The 24,274-nt window shown below is 66.2% G+C and carries 21 protein-coding genes; 8 read left to right on the forward strand and 13 right to left on the reverse strand.

What is annotated here, in order from left to right; translation table 11 throughout:
• Positions 1–2: 2 nt before the first annotated feature.
• The 4 genes from KK488_RS10070 to KK488_RS10085 form a co-directional block, all read right to left on the reverse strand.
• Positions 3–545, reverse strand: coding sequence for a MauE/DoxX family redox-associated membrane protein (locus KK488_RS10070; RefSeq protein WP_284732164.1), 543 nt, complete (start codon positions 543–545; stop codon positions 3–5).
• A complete protein-coding gene (locus tag KK488_RS10075) occupies positions 545–1,699 on the reverse strand; it encodes an amine dehydrogenase large subunit (RefSeq protein WP_214623105.1) in 1,155 nt (384 codons plus the stop codon). The genes KK488_RS10070 and KK488_RS10075 overlap by 1 nt, the downstream gene beginning before the upstream one ends.
• A gap of 110 nt (positions 1,700–1,809) precedes the next feature.
• Complete coding sequence (locus tag KK488_RS10080; protein ID WP_214623107.1) at positions 1,810–3,012, reverse strand: MFS transporter; 1,203 nt, start codon at positions 3,010–3,012, stop codon at positions 1,810–1,812.
• 74 nt (positions 3,013–3,086) lie between these two features.
• A complete protein-coding gene (locus tag KK488_RS10085; protein WP_214623109.1) occupies positions 3,087–3,755 on the reverse strand; it encodes a TetR/AcrR family transcriptional regulator in 669 nt (222 codons plus the stop codon).
• Positions 3,756–3,928: 173 nt separating this feature from the next.
• On the opposite strand from KK488_RS10085, the gene KK488_RS10090 reads away from it, so the two are divergent.
• Complete coding sequence (locus KK488_RS10090; protein ID WP_250890249.1) at positions 3,929–4,390, forward strand: c-type cytochrome; 462 nt, start codon at positions 3,929–3,931, stop codon at positions 4,388–4,390.
• Between the two features lie 48 nt (positions 4,391–4,438).
• Here the strand turns inward: KK488_RS10090 and KK488_RS10095 are convergent, their stop codons facing one another.
• From KK488_RS10095 to KK488_RS10105, 3 genes are all read right to left on the reverse strand, one after another.
• A complete protein-coding gene (locus KK488_RS10095; protein WP_214623112.1) occupies positions 4,439–5,773 on the reverse strand; it encodes an ATP-binding protein in 1,335 nt (444 codons plus the stop codon).
• The gene (locus KK488_RS10100) at positions 5,770–6,459 is read right to left on the reverse strand and encodes a response regulator (RefSeq protein WP_214623114.1); all 690 of its coding nucleotides are present in this window, start codon (positions 6,457–6,459) and stop codon (positions 5,770–5,772) included. Before KK488_RS10100 ends, KK488_RS10095 begins: the two co-directional genes overlap by 4 nt.
• A 139-nt stretch (positions 6,460–6,598) precedes the next feature.
• A complete protein-coding gene (locus KK488_RS10105) occupies positions 6,599–7,570 on the reverse strand; it encodes an ABC transporter substrate-binding protein (RefSeq protein WP_349356873.1) in 972 nt (323 codons plus the stop codon).
• Between the two features lie 175 nt (positions 7,571–7,745).
• Here KK488_RS10105 and KK488_RS10110 point away from each other — a divergent pair, with 175 nt between their 5' ends.
• Positions 7,746–9,119 carry an MFS transporter gene (locus tag KK488_RS10110; protein WP_349356876.1) on the forward strand — a complete coding sequence of 458 codons (1,374 nt, stop codon included), beginning with the start codon at positions 7,746–7,748 and terminating at the stop codon, positions 9,117–9,119.
• Positions 9,120–9,534: 415 nt separating this feature from the next.
• Here KK488_RS10110 and KK488_RS10115 read toward each other — a convergent pair whose 3' ends face one another.
• The 4 genes from KK488_RS10115 to KK488_RS10130 all read right to left on the reverse strand — a co-directional run bounded on the left by KK488_RS10115 (position 9,535) and on the right by KK488_RS10130 (position 13,426).
• Complete coding sequence (locus tag KK488_RS10115) at positions 9,535–10,221, reverse strand: PEPxxWA-CTERM sorting domain-containing protein (RefSeq protein WP_214623119.1); 687 nt, start codon at positions 10,219–10,221, stop codon at positions 9,535–9,537.
• A gap of 436 nt (positions 10,222–10,657) precedes the next feature.
• On the reverse strand, positions 10,658–11,389 hold the full coding sequence (locus KK488_RS10120; RefSeq protein WP_214623120.1) for an SDR family oxidoreductase: 732 nt from the start codon (positions 11,387–11,389) through the stop codon (positions 10,658–10,660).
• Positions 11,382–12,383 (reverse strand): Rieske 2Fe-2S domain-containing protein, encoded by a 1,002-nt coding sequence (locus tag KK488_RS10125; RefSeq protein ID WP_214623121.1) that lies wholly within the window; start codon positions 12,381–12,383, stop codon positions 11,382–11,384. Before KK488_RS10125 ends, KK488_RS10120 begins: the two co-directional genes overlap by 8 nt.
• 287 nt (positions 12,384–12,670) lie before the next feature.
• Positions 12,671–13,426, reverse strand: coding sequence for a TetR/AcrR family transcriptional regulator (locus KK488_RS10130; protein ID WP_214623122.1), 756 nt, complete (start codon positions 13,424–13,426; stop codon positions 12,671–12,673).
• 191 nt (positions 13,427–13,617) lie between these two features.
• Between KK488_RS10130 and KK488_RS10135 the strand changes: the two genes are divergently transcribed.
• Complete coding sequence (locus KK488_RS10135; protein ID WP_214623123.1) at positions 13,618–15,285, forward strand: CocE/NonD family hydrolase; 1,668 nt, start codon at positions 13,618–13,620, stop codon at positions 15,283–15,285.
• A gap of 255 nt (positions 15,286–15,540) precedes the next feature.
• Here KK488_RS10135 and KK488_RS10140 read toward each other — a convergent pair whose 3' ends face one another.
• Together KK488_RS10140 and KK488_RS10145 are read right to left on the reverse strand one after the other, a co-directional pair.
• Positions 15,541–16,677, reverse strand: a complete 1,137-nt coding sequence (locus KK488_RS10140; RefSeq protein ID WP_214623124.1) for an LLM class flavin-dependent oxidoreductase — start codon at positions 16,675–16,677, stop codon at positions 15,541–15,543.
• A gap of 271 nt (positions 16,678–16,948) precedes the next feature.
• Complete coding sequence (locus KK488_RS10145; RefSeq protein WP_214623126.1) at positions 16,949–17,938, reverse strand: methyltransferase; 990 nt, start codon at positions 17,936–17,938, stop codon at positions 16,949–16,951.
• 165 nt (positions 17,939–18,103) lie between these two features.
• Between KK488_RS10145 and KK488_RS10150 the strand changes: the two genes are divergently transcribed.
• From KK488_RS10150 to KK488_RS10170, 5 genes are all read left to right on the forward strand, one after another.
• A complete protein-coding gene (locus KK488_RS10150) occupies positions 18,104–18,835 on the forward strand; it encodes an SDR family oxidoreductase (protein ID WP_214623128.1) in 732 nt (243 codons plus the stop codon).
• A gap of 70 nt (positions 18,836–18,905) precedes the next feature.
• Positions 18,906–19,289, forward strand: a complete 384-nt coding sequence (locus KK488_RS10155) for a BlaI/MecI/CopY family transcriptional regulator (RefSeq protein WP_214623130.1) — start codon at positions 18,906–18,908, stop codon at positions 19,287–19,289.
• Positions 19,286–21,082 (forward strand): M56 family metallopeptidase, encoded by a 1,797-nt coding sequence (locus KK488_RS10160; protein ID WP_214623131.1) that lies wholly within the window; start codon positions 19,286–19,288, stop codon positions 21,080–21,082. The genes KK488_RS10155 and KK488_RS10160 overlap by 4 nt, the downstream gene beginning before the upstream one ends.
• 105 nt (positions 21,083–21,187) lie before the next feature.
• Complete coding sequence (locus tag KK488_RS10165; protein WP_214623133.1) at positions 21,188–21,985, forward strand: hypothetical protein; 798 nt, start codon at positions 21,188–21,190, stop codon at positions 21,983–21,985.
• A gap of 41 nt (positions 21,986–22,026) precedes the next feature.
• A complete protein-coding gene (locus KK488_RS10170) occupies positions 22,027–24,126 on the forward strand; it encodes a TonB-dependent receptor plug domain-containing protein (protein WP_214623135.1) in 2,100 nt (699 codons plus the stop codon).
• The last annotated feature ends 148 nt before the right edge of the window (positions 24,127–24,274 follow it).

Genomic DNA, 24,274 nt, shown 5'->3' on the forward strand with positions numbered 1-24,274 from the left:
GCCTATCTCCTGGACGCGAGGGCTGGGGCGGTGCCGATCGCCCCGATGGAAGACATGAGCGCCGCAAGCAGCGCGAGGCTCAGCCCGGCCGCGACGGCGGTGACGAGATCGATCCCCGCCAGCGTCGCCAGCTCCGGCAGGCGCAGCAGCAAGGCCGCGCCGAAGAGCAGATTGCGCAGCACCAGCGTCCAGCTCAGCGATTGCGACAGTTCGGGCCGCCCGCATCCGCAGCTGATGTGGCTGCGGCCGCGCAGGATATTGATGGCCATGGCGAGCGCGAACAGGCCGAGCAGCGCGATGCCGAGCAGCGCCGGGACGGGACGCAAGCCGGCGATGAGGGCGGCGCCGATCAGGATCTCGGCGAGGGGAAGCAAGGTGGCGGCGGGCGACACCAGCGCATCGGGCAGCAGCCGGTAATTGGCGATCACGCCCGGCAGCAGCCGGCGATGGCGCAGCTTGACGATGCCGGCGGTCGTGAAGATCAGGCCGATCCCGATCGAGGCCGCCAGGCCCGTCACCGACAGGGCGGTGGCCAGCGCGGTCATCATGACGCGGGCATGGTATAGGCCATGCCGCCTCCGGCCCGCTCGATCTTATGCTCTTCCTTGCCGGTCTTGCCGTCGAGGATGATGCCGTTGCCGCCTTCCTCCTCGTTGAGGAAGATCATCGGCTCGGCGCCTTGGGTCACTTCGATATGGGCGGCGGGGATCTTGAGCGGGAAGCGCCGCACGACCTTCCTGCTCGTCGTATCGAGCACCCAGATCTCCTCGCCAGCCGCCTTGTGCGACCAATATTCGCCCATGTGCATCAGCACGTAGAGCTCACCCGAGGGCCGGTGCAGCGCCATCGGCTGGCGCCCGCCCGGATACCAGTCGACAGCGAGCGGCTTGGTGTCGGCGGCGGCATAGCCCGCGGCGGCCTGGATCGAATAAGGCTGCGCGACCGTCGGCGTCGCGCCGAGCGTGGCGGTGTAGATGAGGCCGGTATAGGACATCATCACCGTCTGCTGCTTGGCCTTGTCATACTGGAAATTCTCGAAGATCGGATCACCGGTGGCCGAGAAGAAGGGCGCGCTGTGCGTGATCACCGGCTTGGCGCCGCCGACCGTGACGGTGGCCAGCGACCCGTCCGAGCAGAGCGCCGAGAAGCCCACCGCCGGATTGGGCATCAGCGCCGCGCAGCCGGGCAGCTCGATCGCCTTGACGAACTTGCGCTTGGTGAGGTCGACGACGTTCACTGACGAGGCGGGGCTCATATTGTAGACGAAGCCCCATTTGCCGTCGTCGCTGATGATGAAATTCTGCTTGCGCTCGCCGACCAGCAGCCGGTCCGGAATATTGATGTCGGCCTGCAGCTTGAGATCGATCGCGTCATAGACCGCGACCATGTCCTGCCGGGTACCGCGATTGCCCTTCGTCCAGATCGTCTCGGAGACGTAGTAGAACTTGCCGGTCGGATCGAGCGCCATGTCGGAGCTGGCGCTGGTGTTGACCATGCCCTTCATCTTGCCGGTCTTGGTGTCGTAGATGCTGGTGCCTTCGCTGCCGAAGCCGCCGCGCACGAACACCCATTCGGGCTTGGGCGGCTCCATCTTCGAGACTTCGGACGTCTCGCCCTCCTGCGCGCGGACCGCGCTGCTCGCCGTCATCAGGGCGAGGATGGTGAGCGAAGAAAGCACCCTGGCAGCGGCGAGCGTCATATGGTCTGGTCCCCCGATCAATGCCGATCTCGCTGTCGAAGATTGGACAGATGTCCAAATTCGTCAAGTGTTTCTTGCGGCATCGCCACAAATTTTTTGCGAGTGCGAAATCAGGCGTGGTAAAATTTTGAAGTACCAGCAGATTCTGCCCGGTCGACCGGCAGATCGTCAGTCTTCTCCGGCGCGGCACGGCACCAGAGCCCGGAGAGAATCAGCGCAACGCAGCCGGCGGAAATCGTGACGATGGCACCCCCCAGAAGGCCCGCGTCGCCGAAAGCGCTCGTCAGGATCGAGCCGATGACAGGTCCCAGAATCATGCCCCCGCTGTGTGTGCAGGCGACGAGGCGGCGGAAGAAGGGATCCTGACTGGCGGCGCTCGCCATGCCCGAGCAGCGGATGATGATCGCGGTCGAGCCGATGTTGAGCAGCACGATCGAGACGACGAACAGTGCATCGTCGCCGATCGCGGTGGCCGGGATCGGCGCGAGCAGGGACAGGCCGGCCAGCGCGCCGGTCAGGGGCAGCGGCATCAGCGCGCGCTCGCGCATGACGCTGAGCGCCGTCAGCGCACCGGCGATCGAGCCGATCGCGACGGCATCGCCGATGACGCCCTCGTCGATCTGCGCCGCGATAGCGAGCGCGCCGGTGAAGCTCCAGACCATCATCGTCGAGCAGATGAACAGCAGCGATGCCGCGGCGAGCGCCCAGGCCGAAGGCGAGATGGGATGGCGCTGCTCGGCGATGCGGGGGGTGGCGCGGGCAGCGGGCTGCTCGGCGCGGCGCGTGAACAGCATCAGGCCGAGCGCGACGCTGGGGACGATGGCCAGCGCGGTCAGCGCCTGACCCGGATCGGCCGCGCGCGCGACCGCCGGCGCAACCAGCGCGACGCATGTCGAGAGCAGCAGCTGGATGAGGAACACCGCGCCATAGGCGCCGTTCGGGCGCCAGGCGGCTGCGGCGCTCATCGCCCGCGTGTAGATCATCCCCATGCCGAGGCCATAGCTGGCGCGGATGCCGAGCAGCGCTGCGGTCGCGTCGATCCGCGCGGTGGCGAGGCTGGCGAGCAGCGCGAGCATGGCGCAGAGGATGAAGAGGCCGAACGGCAACCGCGCGCCGGCGCGCCAGACGATCAGCGAGCCGATCACCATGCCGCTCTGCGTTGCGCCGACGATCCAGCCATGATCGGCCGGGGCGACGGGGTGCGCAGAGGACAGGAGCGTGAAGAAAACGGGATCGATGCCGGGTTGCAGGCAGCCGAGCGAGGCCGTCAGGATCGTCGCGAAGAGCGCAGCCTTGTGCAGTCGCAGTCCCATGATGATCCTCGCAGCCCTCCGCGCGCCGGCGGCGCGTGGGCCCGTCAGATCATCCCGTCCGGGACCTGCGGTCTCTAGGTCAGCCGCCTGGTCATCAGCGCGATCTCACCGGGCTCGAGGCTCTTGGCGAGCCGGACGAACCATTCGGTGGAAATCGCCGTGATTGCAGGCATATCGCCTGCCCAGGGCTTCTGGTATCCGAGAAAAGGCGTAGTGCCTTCCATCGAGGCGCTGATGAACAGGGCGACGGTGGCGACCTCTTCCTTGCTCAGCCGGGGATTGATGGCGCTCACATATTCGCCGATCACCTCATGTACCTTGCCATAGAAGGCGCGGACGCGGTCGGCGATGAAGTCGTTGTGGTTGGCGAGCGCCCACAGCTCGGTGAACAGCCGCGTGGTGCGCTTGCCGCAGATGTCGTCGAGGCAGATCTTGATGACCAGCCGCAGCCGCTCCTCGGCCGAGAGGTTCGGCTGGCGCACCTGCATCTCCAGCTTCACGTCATAGTTGGTGACGATCTCGTCCAGCAGCACCTGCACCAGCATTTCCTTGCGCGGGAAATGATAGCTGACATTGCCGACCTTCATGCCGCAGGCGGCGGCGATGCGCCGAATCGTGAAGGCGGCGGCGCCTTCGTCGATCAGCACGGACAGCGCCGCCTTGAGGATGGAGTCCACGGTTTCGCTGCCGCGCGAATAGATGCCGGGGCGGGGACGGGCGAGTTCGGTAAGCGCTTCAGCCATGCAACCTGCTATATAAAGGGCCTGATGTCGCCGCCAAGTCACGGTGCAGCAAATTACATGCTGCACCTGCTAATGGATGCTTGACGAAAATTTGATAAATGTCCAGTATTTGTGAATCGGTATCCGCAAATCCGGGCGGCGACCGGCGGGTTTGCGCGAAAGGGATGCGTCGAATGAGGCCTGTCAGGTGGACGATTGCGGCCCTTCTCCTGTTGGTGCCGAGTCTCGCCCATGCCAACGGCGCCGCGACCTATTCCTCGCGCTGCGCCATGTGCCACCGGCCCGATGGCGCCGGACTGCCCGGCCAGTTCCCGCGGCTGAGCGGCCGCGTCGGGCAGATCGCGGGCGCGAAGGACGGGCGCGTGCTGCTCGGCAAGATCCTGCTCTATGGCATGTACGGGTCGATCACCGTGGACGGCAAGCCGCTCACCGGCCTGATGCCGCCGATGGGATCGCTGCCCGATCAGGATATTGCGGACGTGCTCAACCATGTCGCGTCGTTCAAGAAGGCCGGCAAGCCGCCAGCGCCCTTCACGGCCGCCGAAATCGCCGCCTTGCGCGCGACCAGATTGTCGAGCGCGGCGGTCGGCGCCGAGCGGGCAAGCCTGGCGGCGAAGGGCGTGGTGGTGCCATGATCGTGGTGCGCTGCGCGCCTCGCTGCCCCAGCGTTTCGGCGCGCGTCGCTAGGCGGGCAGCGTCACCGTTGCGCAAAGGCCGCTCGGGACGCGGTTGACGAGTTTGACGTCGCCGCCATGCGCGCGGGCGACGGCGCGCGCGCTTGCCAGGCCCAGCCCCATGCCGCCGGTCTCGCGGTTGCGCGATCCCTCCAGCCGGAAGAATGGCTCGAAGACTTTGTTCAGCCGATCCTCCGGGATCCCCGGCCCTTCGTCCTCGACGTCGATCACGATCTCGCCATCTTGCCGGTGCAGCGTTACCTGCGCCGCGCCACCGTAGCTGATCGCGTTGTCGATGATGTTCGACAGCAAGGCCTTGAGCGCGGCCGGATCCCCCTCGATCGCGATCGGCTCGCCCGGCGCCAGGCTCGCGATCGCGCCATGATCGACGAAGCCGTCGACGACGCTTTCCGTCAACGCACGCAGATCCAGCTTCTGGCGCTTCGCCGGCTGGGCAAGATCGCGCAGAAAGCCGAGGACGACCGTGATCATCTCCTTCATGTCGAGAATATCGCCTTCGGCGGCCGTGCGCTGCGGTTCGGGCATGGCGTCGAGGCGCAGCGACAGGCGCATGAGCGGCGTACGCAGGTCATGGGCGATCGCCGCCATCAGCAGCGAGCGGTCGTCGACATAGCGCGCAAGCCGCGCCTGCATCTCGTTGAAGGAGGCTGCCGCCTCGACGATTTCGGGAGGTCCGGTGAGCGGCATGGGCTCGGCGCGCGGATCGCGGCCCAGCCGCTCCGCCGCCTGCGCGAACAGCGCGATGGGCTGCGCCAGCTTGCGCGCCAGCCACCAGGCGACCGGCGCCGCCGCCAGCACCGTCGCCAGGATCCAGAACAAAGCGCGCTGCTGCCAGAAATTGATGCTGCGGCTCAGCGGCGCCACGGTCCGCCATTCATGCCCGCGCAGCCAGAGCGAGGCGCTGAAATCGCCGAAGATGACATGGCCGTTGGGACCCTCGCCGGCGGATACCAGCCGCCGGACGCGCATTGGCGACAGCAGCGGCAGGTCCATGATGATCGGCGCGGGCAGGGGGCGCCACACGCGGACATGGGATTCCGGGACCTTGAGCTCCTCGGCGAGCCGTTGCTCGACGAAACCCAGCCGGCGACCCCGCGCGGATGCCGTTTGCGCATCCAGCACCTCGATGCGCAATTCGCCGGCCTCGTCCGCTTTTCCGGTCAGCGCGGCGCCTACCTGCGGCAGCGTGAACAACTTCGGCACCGGCGCGGGCAACAGGAAGATGAGCGCGGTGGTGACGAGCTGGACGCCGGCCACCGCCGCGATCATGACGAGGAAGATGCGCAGAAATAGCGGCGCAGTCCGCCGGCGCGGCGCGATCATGCCGGACGGACCTCCGGAACGAACAGATAGCCTTCGCTCCTGATCGTGCGGATCACCTCGTCGCCAGGCGCGCGCAGCTTGCGGCGCAGCCGGCTAACCTGCACGTCGATCGCGCGGTCGAAAGCCTCGGTGTCCGGCCCGCGTGCATGGTCGAGCAGCGTGTCGCGGCTGAGCACCTTGCGTGGCCGCTCGACGAAGGTGCGCAGCACCGCGAACTCGCCCGGCAGCAGATCGACCAGCAATCCGTCCGCGTCGAGGAGCTGGCGCGTCTCGAGATCGACCACCCAGCCGTTGAAGGTCAGCGCGCGCGCGCCGTTGGCGACGGTCTCGCGGCTGCGCAGGGCGGCCTTGACGTGCGCGAGAATCTCGCGCGGGCTGCAGGGCTTCACCAGATAATGGCCGGCACCGATCTCCAGCCCGGCGACGCGGTCGTCGATTTCGCCGAGCGCGCTCAGCATGATGACCGGTGGTCCACCGCGCGCGGCCAGCCGCTCGCAGACCGAAAGCCCGTCCTCGCCCGGCATCATGATGTCGAGGATGATGAGATCGAACGTCGCGGCCTGCATCGCGCGGTCCATCTCGCCGGCATTGGCCGCCGTCTGGACGGTGTAGGCATGACGCATCAACGTCTCGGACAGAAGTGTCCGGACGCCGGGATCGTCGTCCACCACGAGCAGGTTGGCCATCGTGCCTTTCCTTGGGCTATCCTCGCCGCATCATATCGCGGGCAATGCCGGGTGTCGCTTTCGCATGCATGCTTTTCCGGAGTGTTTCCATGGGCTGCGCGCGCGGTGGATCGCCAGGATTTCCCGTTGGGGCTGACGACTACTCCTTCCTCCGCGACAGGGCCCGCGCCTCCGCCTCGATGCTTGGGTCGATGAGCCTGGCAAGGTTTTCCCGCGTTCGGGGCGTGCGGCCATCCCGGGCGGCCAGCCAAGCTTCCTCGCTCACCAGCGTATCGAGGAGGTCGGCTGAGAGCGTCGCGGGGAAGCTTTGGTGCGGCCAGGCGGCGCGAACGAGCTTTTCCGGATAGCCCGTCGCCTGCGCCGCAAGGATTATGGCGTCAGCGGGATCGCGGCGCATATGCTCGGACGCCTCGACCAGCCTGGCGACGAAGCGGACGATCTTCGCGCGCGACGCGGGATCGGCCAGCTTTGCGGCCGTCGCGTGCAGATTGTAGAGCTCACGATAGCGTGTGTCCGGCTGCAGGATGACGGCGTCGCCGCCGAGTTGCTCGATGGCGCTCTCCGGCTCGGGATCCCACAGCACGAGCGCGTCGGCGCCGCCGTCCAGCAGGAGCCGGGCGCTGTCCTTCGGCGGAAGCGGGAGCGGGACGATCTCCACGTCGGCGTCCGTCATTCCGGCTGTCGCCAGCGCCGTGTGGAGATAGAAGGCGGCCGAACTGTCCCTGACGGTCGCGATCTTCCTGCCTCGCAGGTCGGCAACGGACCGGATGCGGGCTGATCGCTTGCCCACGATCCGATATTGGCCTTCGGTGATGGTCAGGATGATCCGCAGATCGGGATGGGTCAGCGAATGCCGCAGCGCCTGGGTGTCGGCGTGGCCCGCGAGGTCCGCGGCGGCGCTTTCCGGCACCTGGTAGAGGCTGGGGATGGCACCGTTGGGAATCTCCGGCCGGGCGGCGGCCAGGTGCCGGATCGCATAATGCACCGGCGCCGCCTCGATCACGGCATGGGCCGAGAAACGGAGGTCGCCCGGTGTTGCGCGGGGCTGCACGGCGCGGCTGGCACATCCGGCCGTTGCCATGGCCAATACGCACAGGAGCGCGAGCGTCACGGCGCGGCTCGTTGGCACACGCGATGCCAGTGTCGCAGCTCTCATAATCCTCCCCCGCCTCTTCATCTCTAAATTAAAGTCATATAGAATAATATTGTCTCGTCCGATAGGCCATGTTAGCCGTGCCGCAAAGCCGCGACCAACGGGATGATCGGGCAGGGAGAGACAGTTGAGCGTGGCGCAGCAATCGATCGACACGGTGCTCGAGCAGCCGGTCATGGGCAGCTATCGCTGGACCCTCTATCTCGCGTGCGGCTTTCTGATGATGCTGGAGGGCTATGACGCCTATGTCGTCTCCAATCTCGCCGCCATCATCGCCAAGGGGCTCTCCATTCCGATCCCGCAGATGGGGGTCGTGTTCACGGCGCAGTCGGCGGGCATGGCGCTGGGCTTCTATACCGTGCCGATGCTGGCCGACCGGATCGGCCGGCGCAACATCATCATCATCGGCGCGATCCTGTTCGGCGTCCTGACCCTGATGTCGGCGATGGTCGGCACGATGCAGCAATTCACGATCGTCCGGTTCCTGGCCTTCGCCGCGCTTGGCGGGACGATGCCGACGATCGTCGCGCTGAACGCGGAATTCATGCCGGCGGCGCGGCGCGGCAAGCTCGTGACCTGGCTGTTCATCGCCCATGGTCTGGGCGCGTCGGTGGCCGGATTGCTGGGCCCGACCATCGTCGCCTATCATAGCTGGCAGGCGGCCTTCTGGGCGGGCGGGCTGCTCATGCTGCTGTTCGTGCCGTTTCTCTATCTCTACCTGCCGGAATCCTGCCGTTATCTCATCCTGCGCGATCCGCAGGACGCGCGGATCGGGCAGATCCTGCGACGCATCGCGCCTGGCCTGTCGTTCGCGCCGGGCACGCGCTTCACGACGACCGAGACGAGGACGACGGGCATTCCGGTCGCGGATCTGTTCCGCGATGGCCGCGCCCCGATGACGGTGTTGCTCTGGGTCGCGATGGGGGCGGCGCTGTGCGTGACCGCGACCTTCACCGCCTGGCTGCCGACCTATCTCCACGTGCTTGCCGGCCTGCCCGTCGCCACCGCGACGCGCATGACGGCGGTGTCGGCGTTCGGCGCGATCGTCGGGCCGATCCTGCTGACGATCATGATGAAGCGGCTGGGCATGCCGCTTGCCCTGATGGCGACCTTGCTGCTGGCCTTCGTGGCGATGACGTGCCTGGCGCTGGTCGGCGGGCTGCCCTGGCTCGGCTGGGCGCTCGGCGCCGCCTACGGCCTGCTGCTGATCGGATCGCAGGCTGGCCTCAACGGGCTGGTGGCAGCAAGCTATCCGACCTCGATCCGCTCGACGGGGATCGGCTGGGCGGGCGGCGTCGGCCGGCTGACGTCGATGATCGGTCCGGGGCTGGGCGGGATCATCCTGGCGGCAGGATGGGGCCCCTGGGAAATCTACCCCGCCATCGCCGCTCCGCTCCTGATGGCGGCCGTGGCGATGCTGATCTTCCACTGGATCCGGGCCGGGGAGCCGGCCGTCGAGGCAGACCGGACGACGGGTCCCGGTGTCGCGGCGGCGGCGAGGCATTAGGATCGCGCCTGGCTGCACGGAAAGTGTTAACCTGTGTGAGGTTCTCGAAGGGTATTTCGTTCAGAAATAATGACATGTGCCTCGAAACTTCGCGAACATCGCGCGTATGACGCATGGCGTTTCGTCAAAAGTCCCGCGCGGGCCGAGCGGGGGTCTGATGTTTCGGGAATGGTTCAGACGAGTCAAAGAGCGGGCGCGGCCTGGCGCCTGATTGGCATGGCATGAAAGGTGGCGCGTAGGACAGAAGGTCGGGCGGTGCTTTCCGGCGAGGGCGGGGCACTGGCGTGGTTCATGATTTCCGCGTTGACGGCACGGTCCTGATGGTCGCGGTTCGACACACGCCCTGGACGGCAAGCGGACGCGGAAAGGCCGCCGGGAGCTGGTCCCGACGGCCTTCCCGATGTGCAGCGATCGATCAGGCGAAGCTGGCGACAGCCTTGCGGCCGCGCATCGCGGCGCCGGCGAGCGCGAAGCCGCCGATCATCATCGCCCAGGTCGCGGGCTCGGGCACGCCGGGATTGCCCGGCGTCGCCGAGTTGATCGTGATGTCGGCAAAAGCGACCTGGTTGGCCGAACCGCCGAAGTCCACCGACATGGCCGTGCCGGCGAAGGTCACGCCGATCGGGACATAGGGGCAGAAGTTCGCGCCGAAGCAGCCCGGAACGCCGGCGCCGTTCTGCGTGGTCGGCAGGTTGATGGTGGCGAGGATCGACCCGGTGGCGTTGAGACCGCTGTACACGTTCACGAAGGCCGGGTTGTTGACGGCACTGTAGTAGAACGAGAAGCCGGTGTTGAAGCCGCCGGCAACGTTCATCGTCGAGGCCGCACCGGTCAGGAAGAACAGCAGGTTGCCGCCGGTCGGCAGCGCCGCCGAGTTGCAATTACCGCCCGGCTGGACCGAGCAGGCAATGGCATTGTTCGAGAAGCTGATGCCATAGTTGGTGCCGGGGCCGGAACCGAGGCTGCCGGTGCCACCATTATAATATTCGAGAACAAGTTCCTGAGCGTCGCCGTTCAGACCGGCAAAGTTCAGCGATTGAGCGCTGACAGGCATCGTGACGGTGGCAAGCAAAGCGCCTGCCAGAGCAAATGCAATCTTCATGATCAAACTCCCACATGCCGCGTTCCCAGACGTATCGCGCAGCTGCTTGTTGGGACCCGCGGCACTTCCCACCAGCCTAGCGATCCGATCTATCTCGTGCGCCTGGTTCCCAACGCAGGGCGCACGCAAAGATCACCGGGATATTAACCTTTTTTGCCATGCAAGAAGAGCGGAAAATTCTCGGTCGGGACACGTTTTGAGATTGTGCCGAAATGGTGCAGATGATGCTTTGAAATATCTATAAATTTCAAAATCTTAACAAATTTCGCTTCCCAGTGGATACTCCACAGAGGGCCGATTTCCGGCTTTGCTGGCGGCTCCCGTTACCGTGGATGCCGCGATTGATCGTCACCGGTTCGGCTGTTCCCGATTCGCCGCAGGGGCTGGGCTCCCGCCGCGATCGGCGCGCCGACCATCCTTCAGGACATGATGCGCCTCACCAGGGAACCTGGCCATTTTCGCCGTACAGCCCGCCGGTCGGGCCATCCGCGCCGAGGAGGGCGAGGCCGACAGCTACCGCGGCGCCTTCGCCGGGCGGGCGGCCCTTGCCGCCCGAAAGCGCGGTGGCGCACAGGCCCGGATTGGCGGCGTTGACCTTGATCGGCGTGTCGAGCAGCTCGTTGGCGAACTGCACGGTGATGCCGTTCACCGCCGTCTTGGAGGTATTGTAGGCGAGCAGGCGGCTGAACGAGAAGGGCGCGTCGCGGCCGCTGCTGAGCGCGAGCGAGGCGAGGCCGGTCGACATGTTGACGATGCGGCCGGCGGGCGCGCGGCGCAGCAGCGGCAGCATCGCCTGGGTGACGGCGACGAGGCCGAAGACATTGGCCTCGTAGGTCTCGCGCATGATCGCCAGATCGGCACCGCTCGGCGGCACGTCGCGCTCCAGCGAGACGGCGGCGTTGTTGACCAATATGTCGAGCCGGCCCCGGTCGGCGGCGATCCGCCCGGCGGCGGCCTCGATGCTGGCTGCGTCGGTGACGTCGATCGGCAGGAACTGCGCGTCGAGACCCTCGTCGCGCAACTTGGCTGCGGCCTCCTCGCCGGCCTGCGCATTGCGCGCGCCGACCAGCACGGCGGCGCCCGCCTTGGCGAGGCCGCGCGCGATCTCGAAGCCGATGCCCTTGTTGGCGCCGGTGACGAGGGCGACCTTGCCCGCCGCCTCAGACATCGAACGGTGCCGAGCGCGGATATTTCTCCATATATTGCAGGAACTGGCCGAAATATTTGTCGCTGCGGATCAATGTGCTCTTCTGGAAGCCGCGGAAGCGCAACGAGAAGAGGATCGGCTCGTCCTCGGCATAGAGCTTGTGGACATAGTCGACGCGCTTCTCGAGCTCGGCATCGGCCGCCTCATAGCCCATCTCCTCCGCCTGCGACTTGCGCATGGCGACGATGAAATAAGCGTCGGACCAGCCCGCCGCGACCTGCGAGCTGCCGGCCATGAACAGCCGTTCGATACCGCCGGTCAGCTGCAGGTGCGCGGCGAGCCAGGTGCCGCCATAAAGCTGCGTGTCGGCGACGCGCACGTTGGATTCCTGACGGACGGTCACAACATAATCGTCGAAATCGACACGGACCGGATTGGGGTCCGGGATATTATGGACCGTCTTCAGATGCTGGAAATCGACGAGGTTGGACGAGCTGATCCAGCCCTCGATCGGCCGCAGCGCATGATGATAGGCTTTGTAATAGACCTCGTCTTCCGAGAGATTGGGAAATTCCGGAAGATCGAACAAGGCTTCCTCACCATTGAAGGCCCAGATGATGCCCCAGCGCTCGCCGGCGGGATAGGGATGGATGCGCACGGCGGAGGGGATGACGGTCTCGTCGGGAATGTCGACGCATTGCCCGTCTGGCCCGAACTGCCAGTGATGATAGGCGCAGCGCACCGCGCCATTGACCAGGCAGCCTTGCGCGAGGTCGGCGCCGACGTGCGGGCAATAGGCGCTCTGCACGACCGGCTTCCCGTCCGGGCCGCGATAGACGATAACGCGGGTACCGAGGAAGTTGACGCCGACGATCTTCCCCTCGGGCAGATCGGCCGCCAACATGAGCGGGTTCCAGTTCTTCAGATATTTGCCGTCATGCGCCTTGCCATAGACCTGGCCGGTATGCGGCTGCGGAGGCGCGACCGGCGCCTCCTGAATGTTCGCGTCAGACATCGGACTCTCCTTGATGGCGGCCTGCCTAACATGTCGCGCCGGGCGGGGAAATAGTTTTTATAGTCGAGTAGAATTATTGGAGGGGGCGGGGCCCTTGCTCAAACTTCCGTTCGTCCTGAGTAGGGGGTGAGCCTGTCGAGCCGCAGGCGACCGAAGGTCAACACCCGTATCGAAGGATTCTGTGCCGCGCGGAGTCCTTCGATACGCCATTTCGACAAGCTCAATGGCTACTCAGGACGAACGGGAACATAAGTCTGCTAAGGAAAGGAGTAGCGTAAGGAGCGCGCTCAGCTTCCCGCCGCAACCTTGCGCGCGGGCTGGGTGCCCGCAACGCCCTCCGCGCCGACGCCCTTGAGGATCATGTCGATCACGAAGGCCTTGTAGCGCTCGGCGGCCTGCGCAGGGCTTTCGCCACCGCGGCCGACCAGCTTGGCGGCATGCAGAATCTTCTCGCACAGGCCCATGATGGCGAGGAAGGTGAAGGCCGGGTCGATCGGCCGCAGCGTGCCCTCGGCGACGCCGGCGTCGATCAGGCCCTCGTAGATCTCCAGCGTCTTGCCCATCCACAGGTTGATCAGCTCGGTCGCGAGCGGGTCGGTCTCATTGTCGATGATCTCGACCATGAGGCGGTGGTAGAAGGGATTGACCAGGAAGAAGTCGACCATCGCGTCGATGCGGATGGCGAGGCGCTCCGGGGCAGACTTGGCGTCGTTGGCGCCCTCGATCTCGATGACGCGATCGCCAATCTCCTTGGAGAGCATGCGGGCGACGTCGACCAGCAGGCGGGTGCGATCCTGGAAATAATATTTGAAGAGGGTCAGATGGACCTTGGCGTGGCGCGCGGCGACCGAGAGGGAAAGCTTCTCCGGCGGCACGGTGCGCAGCAGCTCGGCAGTCTTCTCGATCAGCAGCTCTTTGCCGATCCGTCCCTTGCCGGTCGGTCGGCCGATGGCGCGCGCCGTTTTGGCTTTGGTGGCCTTGGTGGCCTTGCGCGGGCTAGCCGATGGGGTCTGATCGCCGATTGGAATAATATCCTTCGCCAACGGATCGTCATTTCCTTCTTGTCGGCCGGAAGCGCCCGGGCGATGTTGAAACCCCTAGCTCTTCCCTCGCTTTTCGGCAACTCCCGCGGCGAAAAGGACAGTTTGCCATAATTATAATGATATTGAAATAGGACCGTCGGTCCAGTAGGTCGGTAGGAAAGCGCGAAAGACGGGCAGCGAAGGGGCAGAGGATGGCGAAGGGCTACAAGGACAGGCTGCGGGCGCCGCTCAATTCGCCGGAGTTTCGCGGGGCGCGAGCGCGGCGCTACGAGCGGATCGAGGCAGATGGCATGGTCATCGAGCGCGACCTGCGGGTGCCAACGCGGTTCGGCTTCGACATCTGGATCGACCTGTTCCGCCCCGCCGATGCGCCCGTGCACATGCCGGTGCTGGTGGCCTGGACGCCTTATGGCAAGCATGACCCCGCGCCGCTCGCGACGATCTTCCCGGCCTCGGGCGTCGAGCCGGGCTGGATGTCCGACTATACCATCTTCGAGGCGCCGGATCCGCTGTTCTGGACGCGGCGCGGCTATGCGCTGATCACCGCGGACGTGCCGGGCACCTGGTATGCCGAGACGGAGGCGAGCTATTTCTCGCCGCGCGAGGCTGAGTGCCATTACGACCTCATCGAATGGGCGGGGACGCAGGACTGGTCCAACGGCAAGGTCGGTACATCGGGCGTCTCCTATCTCTCCTCCTCTCAGTGGAAGGTCGCGGCGCTGAAGCCACCCCATCTGGCCGCGATCAATGTGTGGGAGGGCTGGTCCGACACCTATACCGAGATCGTCCGCCATGGCGGCATCCCGGAGACGCATTTCTGGCCTTATATCCAGGTGCGCTGGGGCGTGTCGGACAGGCAGGTCGAGGATCTGTGGGCGCAGACCGTCGAGCATCCCTTCTTCGATGAGTATTGGAAGACTAAGGTCGCCGATTTCGCGGCGATCGATGTGCCGGCCTATGTCGTGGCGAGCTGGTCGGATCATGGCGTCCATACCCGCGGGACGCTGGAAGCCTACAAGGGACTCTCCTCGTCGCAGCGGTGGCTGGAAATCCACGGCAGCAAGAAATGGGGCTATTTTTACGAGCCGCCATCGGTGGCGCGGCAGGCGGCTTTCTTCGATCATTTCCTGAAGGGGGAAGCGACCGACCTCGCCAACTGGCCGCCAGTGCGGCTGCATGTGCGCGATCGCTTCGGCGTCGCGGTGCAGAAGCCGGCGGCGCAATGGCCGGTCGAGGACACGCGCTATGAGCGGCTTTATCTGGATGCCGCCGCGGGCGCGCTCAGCCGGGAGGCGCCGGCGCTGGCCGGCGAGGCCGTCTATGATCCGCTCGACCAGACAGGCGAGGCGGTGTTCGACCTGCGTGTCGACACCGAGACCGAGCTGGTCGGTCATATGAAGCTCAAGCTCTGGGTCTCGACGGACGAGGGCGACGATCTCGATCTCCATGTCGCGGTCGAGAAGCTGCGCGCGGATGGCACGAAAGAGGGCTTCGCGCATTGGGCGGTGTTCGAGGACGGGCCGGTGGCGCTGGGGTGGCTGCGCGTCTCGCGACGCGCGCTCGATCCGGACAAGTCCAGCGACTGGCAGCCGGTGCTGGCCAACGACCGCGACGAGAAGCTGGCGCCCGGCGAGGTGGCCGAGGTGGACATCGAGATTCTGCCCTCGGGCACGCGCTTTCTGCCGGGCGAGACGCTGCGGCTGATCGTCAAGGGGCGAGACGTCTACAATCATCCCAAGCCGATGCTCTACATGCGGCATGAGGATACGGTGAACCGGGGCACGCATCGCATCCACAGGGGCGGTGCGCGGGCATCCTATCTGCTGGTGCCGGTGGTGGCGTTGGGCGAGCGGCTTTGACTCTTAGCCCCTCCCCTTCAGGGGAGGGGTTGGGGTGGGGCTGGACGTTTTGGCAGTCTCGCTGCGCGAGCGATGCTGCGCATCGCCCCCACCCCTTCCCCCTCCCCTGAAGGGGAGGGGCTGATCAGTCGGGTATCAGGAAAATCCCCCCAGAGCCGGCGGAGAGGAGCTGCCGGCCCTGGGGTATGCGGTGCTGCATGCGTCCGCCGGATTGCCGGGCGCCGGGGCGAAGTGCCCGGCGACCGCTTGCAAATCTCAGTTGCGGCCCCCGGACGCGAGCACCTTGTTGACCGCCGCGGCATTGGCGCCGCTGAATTCGTGGCGATTCTCATAAACCCAGTCGAACGATTTCTCGCGCTGGCGGTTGGTGCCGTTGAAGCGCGGCATGACGTAGCGCGCCATCAGCTCGTAGCTGCGCTTGGTCGCTTCGTAGTTCATCCAGTTGGTGCCGGACATGAGGACCGTGCCGAACGGGCCGATCCGCTCCCACAGCTTCTCGAGATACTCGACAGCCTCGTCCGGCGTGCCGACCAGGCCGCCGCGCGCGGCGACCATCCTGGCCGGATCGTCGCCGCCCTTCTCGCGCGTCTCGGCATAGGCCTTGGGATTGAGGGCTTCGAGATATTTGAGCCAGGGGTCGTAGCCGAAGTGCAACGCCTTCTCCGCCTCGGCCTTGGTCTCGGCGAGGTGGAATGAGACGACGACGCGCAGATCGTCGCGATCGAGCGTGTTGCCATGCTCCTTCGCAGCTTCCTCGGCATGCGCCCAGGCGCCGTTCACGTCGCCGCCGCCCTGCGTCAGGATGCCCATGCCATAGCGGCCGGCGAGGCGCGAGCCGATCGGCGTGCGCGAGGTGGCAACGGCAAGCGTCGGGCGGGGATGGCTGTAGGGCGAGAGCTGCAGGCGGGCACCGTGCAGCGTGAACCAGTCGCTGTCATGATCGACCACTTCGCCGTCGAGCAGCCTCATGATGACATCGACGCCCTCGACCAGTCGCTCGCGCTGCTGCTCCGGCGCGATGCCGAGCATCTGCGCATCGGAGATGAGCATGCCGGGACCGAAGCCGAACATGGCGCGGCCGCGCGTCTGATGGTCGAGCTGCACGATGCGGTCCGCGACCATATAGGGGTGATGATAGGGCACGGAGATGACACCGGCGCCGATGCGGATGCGCGAGGTGCGCTCGGCGGCGGTGGCGATGAAGAGATCCGGCGAGCCGTAGATCTGCAGGCCGCCGCTGTGATGCTCGCCGATCCACGCCTCGGTGAAGCCCAGATATTCGAGATACTGCACCAGATCGAAATCGCGCTGCATGCAGAGCGCGACATCCTCGTCATTGGTATGGTGAGGGGGCAGGAACACACCTGTCCGCACGTGACGCGATTCAACCAAGCAACTTCTCCCAGATCTGTTCTCGCCGCGAGCCATCCTTAGGCGCCCGCCATGCGCGTGACAAGATATTTCTAGTTGATTAGAAAATATACAACGGAAGGAGCGCGCGCTTTCCTCCTTCTTCCGTCATTCCCGCGAACGCGGGAATCCAGAATGGCGAGGCCCGGCTTATCCGCTCTTGGATTAGCTTCGCTGAACTTCGTTTCCCGCGTTCGCGGGAATGACGGGGAAGGTTCAGGTGGAATGACGGGAAAGGCGCGGGGCCAGCCAGTCAGACGGCGCGTGCCTCGATCGCCCAGCAGCCGTCGGCGAGCGGCTTGACCGCTTCGACCGCGAAGCCCGCTTCGCCGAGCATATCGCGGAATTCCGCCTCGGTGCGTTCCTTGCCGCTGATCGGCATCATGACGAGATCGGCGCGGACGACGGCCTCGTCCTGGGCGCCGACGCGCTCGGGCAGGATGCGCTCGAGGAGGAGGAAGGCGGCGCCCGGTGCGAGCGCGGCCCGGATATTGGCGAGGATGCGCCGGCAGTCGCCATCCGGCCAGTCGTGCAGGATATATTTGAGGAGGATGCAGTCGCTCCCCTCCGGCACGGCGCTGAAGAAATCGCCGCCGCGGAAGCCGGCGCGTCCGCCGAGGTCGGCCTCGTTCAGATAGCGTTCCGCACCGGCCGCGATCAGGCCGAGATCATAGACGAAGCCGCTTGCCTCGGGATTGGCGCGAAGAACTTCGATCAGCACGGCGCCATAGCCGCCGCCGACGTCGATGATGTTGCGATAGGCGGAAAAGTCGCATGCCTGCGCGAGCGCGCGGGCGATCGGCACGGACTGTTCGGCCATGGCGCGGTTGAAGATGTCGGACTGGGCGGGGTCGCTGTGGATCGCGCCGAAATTGCCGTTGCCCCAGCCGGGCTCGCCGGTGCGCAGCGTGTCGCCGAGCGTCTCCAGCGAGCGCCAGATGCGGTCGCCCCACAGCATCGCCATGCCGCGCAGCGAGTTGCTGGCATCGGCGCGCAGCATATGGCCGGCCGGCGTCGCGACGAAGGCATCGGCCGAGACTTGATCGCACAGCCCCAGCACGGCGATCGCGCGCAGGATGCGCAGGCAGGTGGGCGCATCGAGCCCGAGGAGCAGGGCGAGATCCTCGACGGTGCGGGGCGTCTCGTCCAGCGCGTCGAACAGGCCCGCGCGCGTGCCCTCGTAGATGGCGCGGGTGCGCCATGCGCCGGTTATGGCCTCGGTCACCTTTCTTGCGTCGGACATCATTCCCTCCTCCTGACGGCGCTTGTCGCGCATTCCTCCGCGCGCTCCTGCACCTTTTCGCTTTCGCCCGCAATTAGAATTATAGATGAATATAATATGACGATTTCGGTGGATTCGCGGCGCATTTGCAGGAAGACCTCGCCGCAACAAATTAGGGAGAGAGACATGCACGATCTGTCGCGCCATACGGCGGTCATCACCGGCGCGAGCTCCGGTATCGGCGCGGCGGTCGCGCGGGCCTTCGCGGCGGGCGGCGCGAAGCTGGTGCTGGCCGCGCGGCGGCAGGACCGGCTTGAGGCGCTGGCGCGGGAGCTGGAGGGCGAAGGCGGTGAGCTGATGATCCGCCCGACCGACGTGACGTCCGAGGACGACGTCGTCGGCCTGTTCGCGGCGGCGGAGGCTTTTTCGCCGGTCACTCTGCTGGTCGCCAATGCCGGGGTGGTCAGTCACATGCCGACGGCGGACTGCACCATGGCGCACTGGAACGAGGTGATCGGCGTCAATCTGACTGCGGCCTTCCTGTGCGGCCGCGAGGCTTTCCGGGCGATGAAACCGCGTGGGCGGGGTCGGATCATCAATATCGGGAGTTTATCGGCGCAGATGCCGCGCGAGAACACGATCGCCTACACCGCCAGCAAATATGGCCTGGAAGGCATCACGCGCTCGCTGGCGCTGGACGGGCGCGCCCATGGCATCACGGCCTCGATCATCCACCCCGGCTCGACGATCACCGAGCTGATGGGCGAACAGACCAACACGAGGCCGCCATCCGACAAGACAATGGAAGCGACGCATGTCGCCAACCTGATCGCGATGATGGCGGCGGTCCCCGACGAGGTGAATCTGCTGACCGCGACGATGCTGCCGATCGCACAGCCCTATCTCGGCCGGGGCTGAGTATGCGGCGGCGCTTGACGGCGCTACAAATGTAGCGTAGTGCTACAAATGTAGCGATGAAAGGTTCGCCATGCTCAAGAAACTGCCGCCCCGTGAACGCGAGATCGTCGACCTGCTCTATGAGCGGGGCGAGCTGGCCGTGTCCGAGATTTGCGACGCCCTGCCGGTGGCGCTCAGCGGCTCGGCGGTGCGCGCGATGCTCAAGCGGCTGGAGGACAAGGGCTATGTAACGCGGGCCGACTCGCTGCGCGGCTTTCTCTACAGCCCGGTCGTCGCCGACAGTGATGCGCGCAAGTCCGCGCTGAGCGACGTGGTGCGGACCTTCTTCAACGGATCGGCGGCCAGCGCCGCGAGCGCATTGCTGGGCATGTCCGAGCGGATCGACACAGGCGAGCTGGACGAGCTGGAGCGAATGATCGCGCAGGCTCGCCGCGCGAAGGAGACTGGCCGATGAACGCGCTGATCGCTCTTGCCCTCAAGTCGCTGGTGATCGGCGCCGTCACCTTGCTGCTGCTCCGCCTGGCGCGGGGACGCTCGGCGGCGGAGCGCAGCTGGGTCGCCCATGTCGGCCTGCTCGCGATGGTCGTGCTGCCCTTCGCGCCGCTGGCGATGCCGGCGCTGCAGATCGAGCTGCCTTCCGCCGTCAGCTCGGCAACGGACCCGGCATCGCCCGCGCCAGTCGCGGCTCAGGGCGCGGCGGAGCCCGCGGTGTCGACGAAGGTCGCGGCGGCGCAGCCGGCCGATACCCGGGCGAACGCGGGTCCAGTCATCGATCTCGATACGGCGTCCTTGCTCTACTGGATCCCGACCGGCATCCTGCTCGGCATCACGCTGCTGTCGCTCATGCGGCTCTTCGCCCTGCGCGCGCGGGCGGACGTGCTCGTCGACGGCCATTGGCTGAGCGCGCTGGCCCGCGCGCAGAAGCGGATGGGCTTCAAGCATGGCACCGCGCTGCTCACCAGCGGCGATCTGCCCTCGCCGATCAGCTGGGGGCTGATGCGCCCGGTGATCCTGCTCAATACGCGTGCGGTCGATGCCGCCGATGAGGCCGAGGCGATCATCGCGCACGAGCTGGCGCATGTCGCGCGGCTGGACTGGCTGAAGCTGTTGCTCGCCCGCGTCGCGACCGCCCTGTTCTGGTTCAATCCGATGGCCTGGATGCTGGCGCGCGAGGCGCATCAGCTGCGCGAGGAAGCGGCCGACGACACAGTGCTGGCGGCCGACATTCCCGACACGGACTATGCCCAGCTGCTGGTCGGCATCGCCCGCCACGAGTGCAAAGGCATGCTGATCGGCGCGCATGGCGTGGCGCCGTCGAAGAGCTCGCTCGCCCGCCGCGTGAAGCGCGTGCTCGACAGCGGCCTGCCGCGCGATCCGGCGGCGCGGCCGTTCCTGCTCGGCGTCTTCGTCGGCATGCTGGCGCTCGCCGCGCCACTGGCCGCGCTCACGATCGTTCCAGCCGGATCGGGCGCGACGAACGGCAAGGGCAAGAAGGTGGCCTTCGCCGACGAGGACAAAGGCTATTATCCGGCCGGCGGCGTCGCGCTGCCGCATGTCGTGCGCCAGAGTGTTGACAAGGCCGTCTCGTCGGCCGTCCAGGGCGCGCTCTCGGTGGTGCAGCCGCCGGAGCCACCGGCACCGCCGATCCCGCCGGCCGTGGCGCAGAGGATGGATGCGCGCGGCGCATGGTCGGGCATCGGCCCGCGTCCGGGCGAGGTCGGCCCGAAGCCGGGTGATGTCGGGCCGGTCACGCGCCAGCCCCGTGACGAGCATTCGGCGATCGACACGGCCATCGAGATGCGCGCCGTCGGCGTCACGCCGGATTATGTCGCCAACATGCGGACGGCGGCGCCCAATATCGGCCGCCTCAGCAACGAGGATCTGATCGAACTGCGCGCCGTGGGGGTGACGCCGGCCTATGTCCAGGAGCTGGCGAATGCGGGCTATCGCAGTCTCGACAAGGATGCGCTGGTGCAGGCGCGGGCCATGGGTATTCGCGGCTCGTATATCGCCAGCCTCGCGGCCGAGGGCTATCCCAACCTGTCGATCGACGAGCTGGTCGAGATGAAGGCGGTCGGGGTCCGCGCCGAGGATATTCGCGCGCTGCGGCGGCAGGGCTATCCGCGCTTCACGCCTAAGCAGCTCGTCGACATGAAGGCCGTGGGCGGCAGCGACATCTCGCACGGCCGGCGAGGCCGTGGTGCCGATCCGGATCCTGATCCCGATCCCGATGACGACACTGGCTGAGCGGCCCGCGCCGCGCTGACCGCCTGATCTTCCACTGACGCAGACTTCGCAACGCCCACCCCGGGCGAACGGGAGCGGCTTGCCGCTCGCCACAGGAGACGTGCCATGCCTCGACCCCTTGCATTCCTCATCGCCCTCGCGCTCGGCCTGATGGCTGTCGGCTCGGCCGGCATCGCTCTGCCGCTCGACGATATCCGCTTCACCCTCGATCTTTCGCGCGATCATGCCGAGGTGCGGCTGACGCTCAACGACGCGCGCGACAAAGGCAGGAAGGGCGATCATCACTCGTCGTCCGACTATCCTGTCTCCGACCTTGCCGGGCTCAAGCCGGACTGGGCGAGGGGCGGCCCGGTCAGCTTCGCGCTCGTCCGTGATGCCGGCCGGGTCGACTGCGCCGGCACCGCGCGCGCCGCCCATGCCGAGGGGACGTGCCGCTTCACGGCGGATCGCGGCCTCTCCGATCTTCTGGCGGCGAGCGGCATGGCCCGGCCGACCGAGGAAGAGGCTTATGCGATGACGCTGATCGGCGTGCGCCGCGCCCTGCTCGATGCGCTCATCGCCGGCCATTATCCGATGCCGGGCATCGACGATTTCATCGCGATGAGCGCGGTCGGGGTGACGCCGGACTTTCTGCGCGAGCTGGCCGCCACCGGCTATGCGCGGCTGGAACCGGAGCAGCTGATCCAGATGGCGGCGCTCAGGATCGATCCCGCCTTCATCCGCGGCTTCGAGCGGATCGGTTACAAGAATCTGCCGGTCGAAACTCTGGTCCAGCTTCGCGCGCTCGATGTCACGCCGCAGTTCGTCGAGTTGGTCAGGCGCGACAGCATGGGCGATCTCTCCATCGACCAGCTCGTCAAGCTCAAGGTCATCGGCTTCAGGCCTGCCGCCGCCGCGCACTGAGCGTTAGCGGCCCTTCAATCCCGATTTGCGAAAGGTGGTTCATGGCTTTCAGGCCCTTCTCCAGTCTTGCCCCGATGATCGGCGCTGCGCTGATTCCCGCCGCGGCCATCGCGCAGGCCGTGCCGGCCGCGACGGACCCGGCGGTCGTGCCGCCGCCTGCGCTCTCCGGAGGTCGTGCCAAGCGCGTCTATACGCCCGCCGATTTCACCCGCTTCGCGCCCAAGACCGCCTATGACCTGCTGGTGCAGGTGCCCGGCTTCGTGATCCGCGTGCCCGATCAGAATCGCGGGCTAGGCCAGGCATCGGAAAATGTGCTGATCAACAGCCAGCGCATCGCCAACAAGTCGGGCGGCGCGGTCGACGAGCTGCAGAAGATCAACGCCGCAAACATCGCGCGGATCGAGATCGTCGAGGCGGCGAGCCTGGGCATTGCCGGTCTTTCGGGGCAGGTCGCCAATGTCATCCTCGCGACGGAGATCAAGTCGTCCGGCCGGTTCGAGTGGAAGCCGGACTTTCGCGCGCATTATTCCGAGCCCAATTATTTCAGGGGTAGCATCAGTTACACGGGCAAGAGCGGCTGGCTGGACTATACGCTCGCGGTCAAGAACAATACCGGGCGCGGCGCGTTCGGCGGGCCGATCCTGCTCTACGATGCCAGCGGCAAGCTGTTCGAGACGCGCGAGGAAATCTACCACGGCGAGACCGAGCAGGTCACCTTTTCGACCAAGTTCACGATCGACGGACCGGGGTCTTCGGTGGGTAATCTGACGCTCGCCTACACGCCCTACTGGGCGCCCGAGGCGCGGTGGGACAGCCGCATCCGCACCGACGGCAATGACAGCGCGCGTAGGACCGGCACCAAGCTCGACGGCTGGTATTACGACCTCAACGCCGATTACGAGTTCGCGCTCGGCCCGGGGCGGCTCAAGCTGATCGGTGTGCGCCACTTCGATCATGAGCCGATCGTCACGACGCAGGTCACCGATTTCGACAGCGGCAATCCCGCGCAGGGGACCTTGTTCGGGCGCAACTCGCGCATTTCCGAGACGGTGCTGCGCGGCGAATATCGCTGGAAGACCGGCGCTAACGACTGGCAGCTCTCGCTCGAGCGCGCCTTCAATGCGCTGGACCAGCGCGGCTCGCTGGCCAGGCTGGCGCCGGGCGGCGCCTTCGAGCCGCAGGATTTTCCGGAAGGGACCGGCAAGGTCCAGGAACTGCGCTACGAGGGCATCGCGACGCTCAGCCGTCCGCTTGGGCCGAAGCTCGATCTGCAGATTGCCGGCGGCGGCGAGATCTCGACGCTGGAGCGGGTCGACGGCAACCTGCCGGCGCGCAACTTCTTCCGGCCCAAGGGCAGCATTGTGCTCGGCTGGCATCCGGGCGGCGGCTGGGACGCCAGCCTCAAGCTCAATCGCCGCGTCGGCCAGATCAGCTTCTATGATTTCCTCGCCCAGCCCAAGCTGGTCGACGATCGCGAGAACAGCGGCAATCCCGATCTCGTCCCGCCCCAGCAATGGGAAGTTGAGGTCGAGGTCGGCAAGGAGCTCGGCGGCTGGGGCAAGACACGGCTGCGCGTTTATCGCCATTGGGTGGAGGACATCGTCGACATTATTCCGATCGGCACGGATGGCGAGGGCGTCGGCAACCTGCCGCATGCCACCCGCTTCGGGATGGAGAGCACCGGCACCTTGCTGTTCGATCCGGTCGGCGTGAAGGGGGCCAAGCTCGACATGACGCTTGGCTTCGAGCGCACCAGCGTCAAGGATCCGCTGACCGGCGAGAACCGCGCGCTCAGCGGCACGCGCGATCATTGGGTGGAATTCAACCTGCGTCACGACATTGCCGGCACGCCGCTCGCCTGGGGTGTCGATGCCACCAATGAGCATTACACCGCGAACTTCTATCTGAGCGAAGTCTATCGCAGCTGGGAGGGACCATGGTTCGTCAATGTCTATGCTGAGCACAAGGCGCTGTTTGGCCTGACCGTCCGCGCGCAGATCGGCAACATCTTCAATGCCCGCCACCGCCTCGACCGCACAGTCTATGCAGGCTGGCGCGACCGCGATCCGGTCGCCTTCATCCAGCGCAACAACCAGCTGATCGGCCCGATCTTCCAGTTCACGGTGCGCGGCAACTTCTGAGCAAATCCGCACATGACGCTGCGGAAAGCGTCTTTTCGCCATGGACGGCCGCCCAATTTCCCCGCTTGCCTTTTAATCAGCCTGTCTTATGAATGGCGCAATTGTCGAATGGCATTCAAAATAGTGGCATGACCACGCCGACGACAGC

The organism is Sphingobium nicotianae (assembly GCF_018603885.1).
In the GTDB taxonomy this organism is placed as follows: Bacteria; Pseudomonadota; Alphaproteobacteria; order Sphingomonadales; family Sphingomonadaceae; genus Sphingobium; species Sphingobium nicotianae.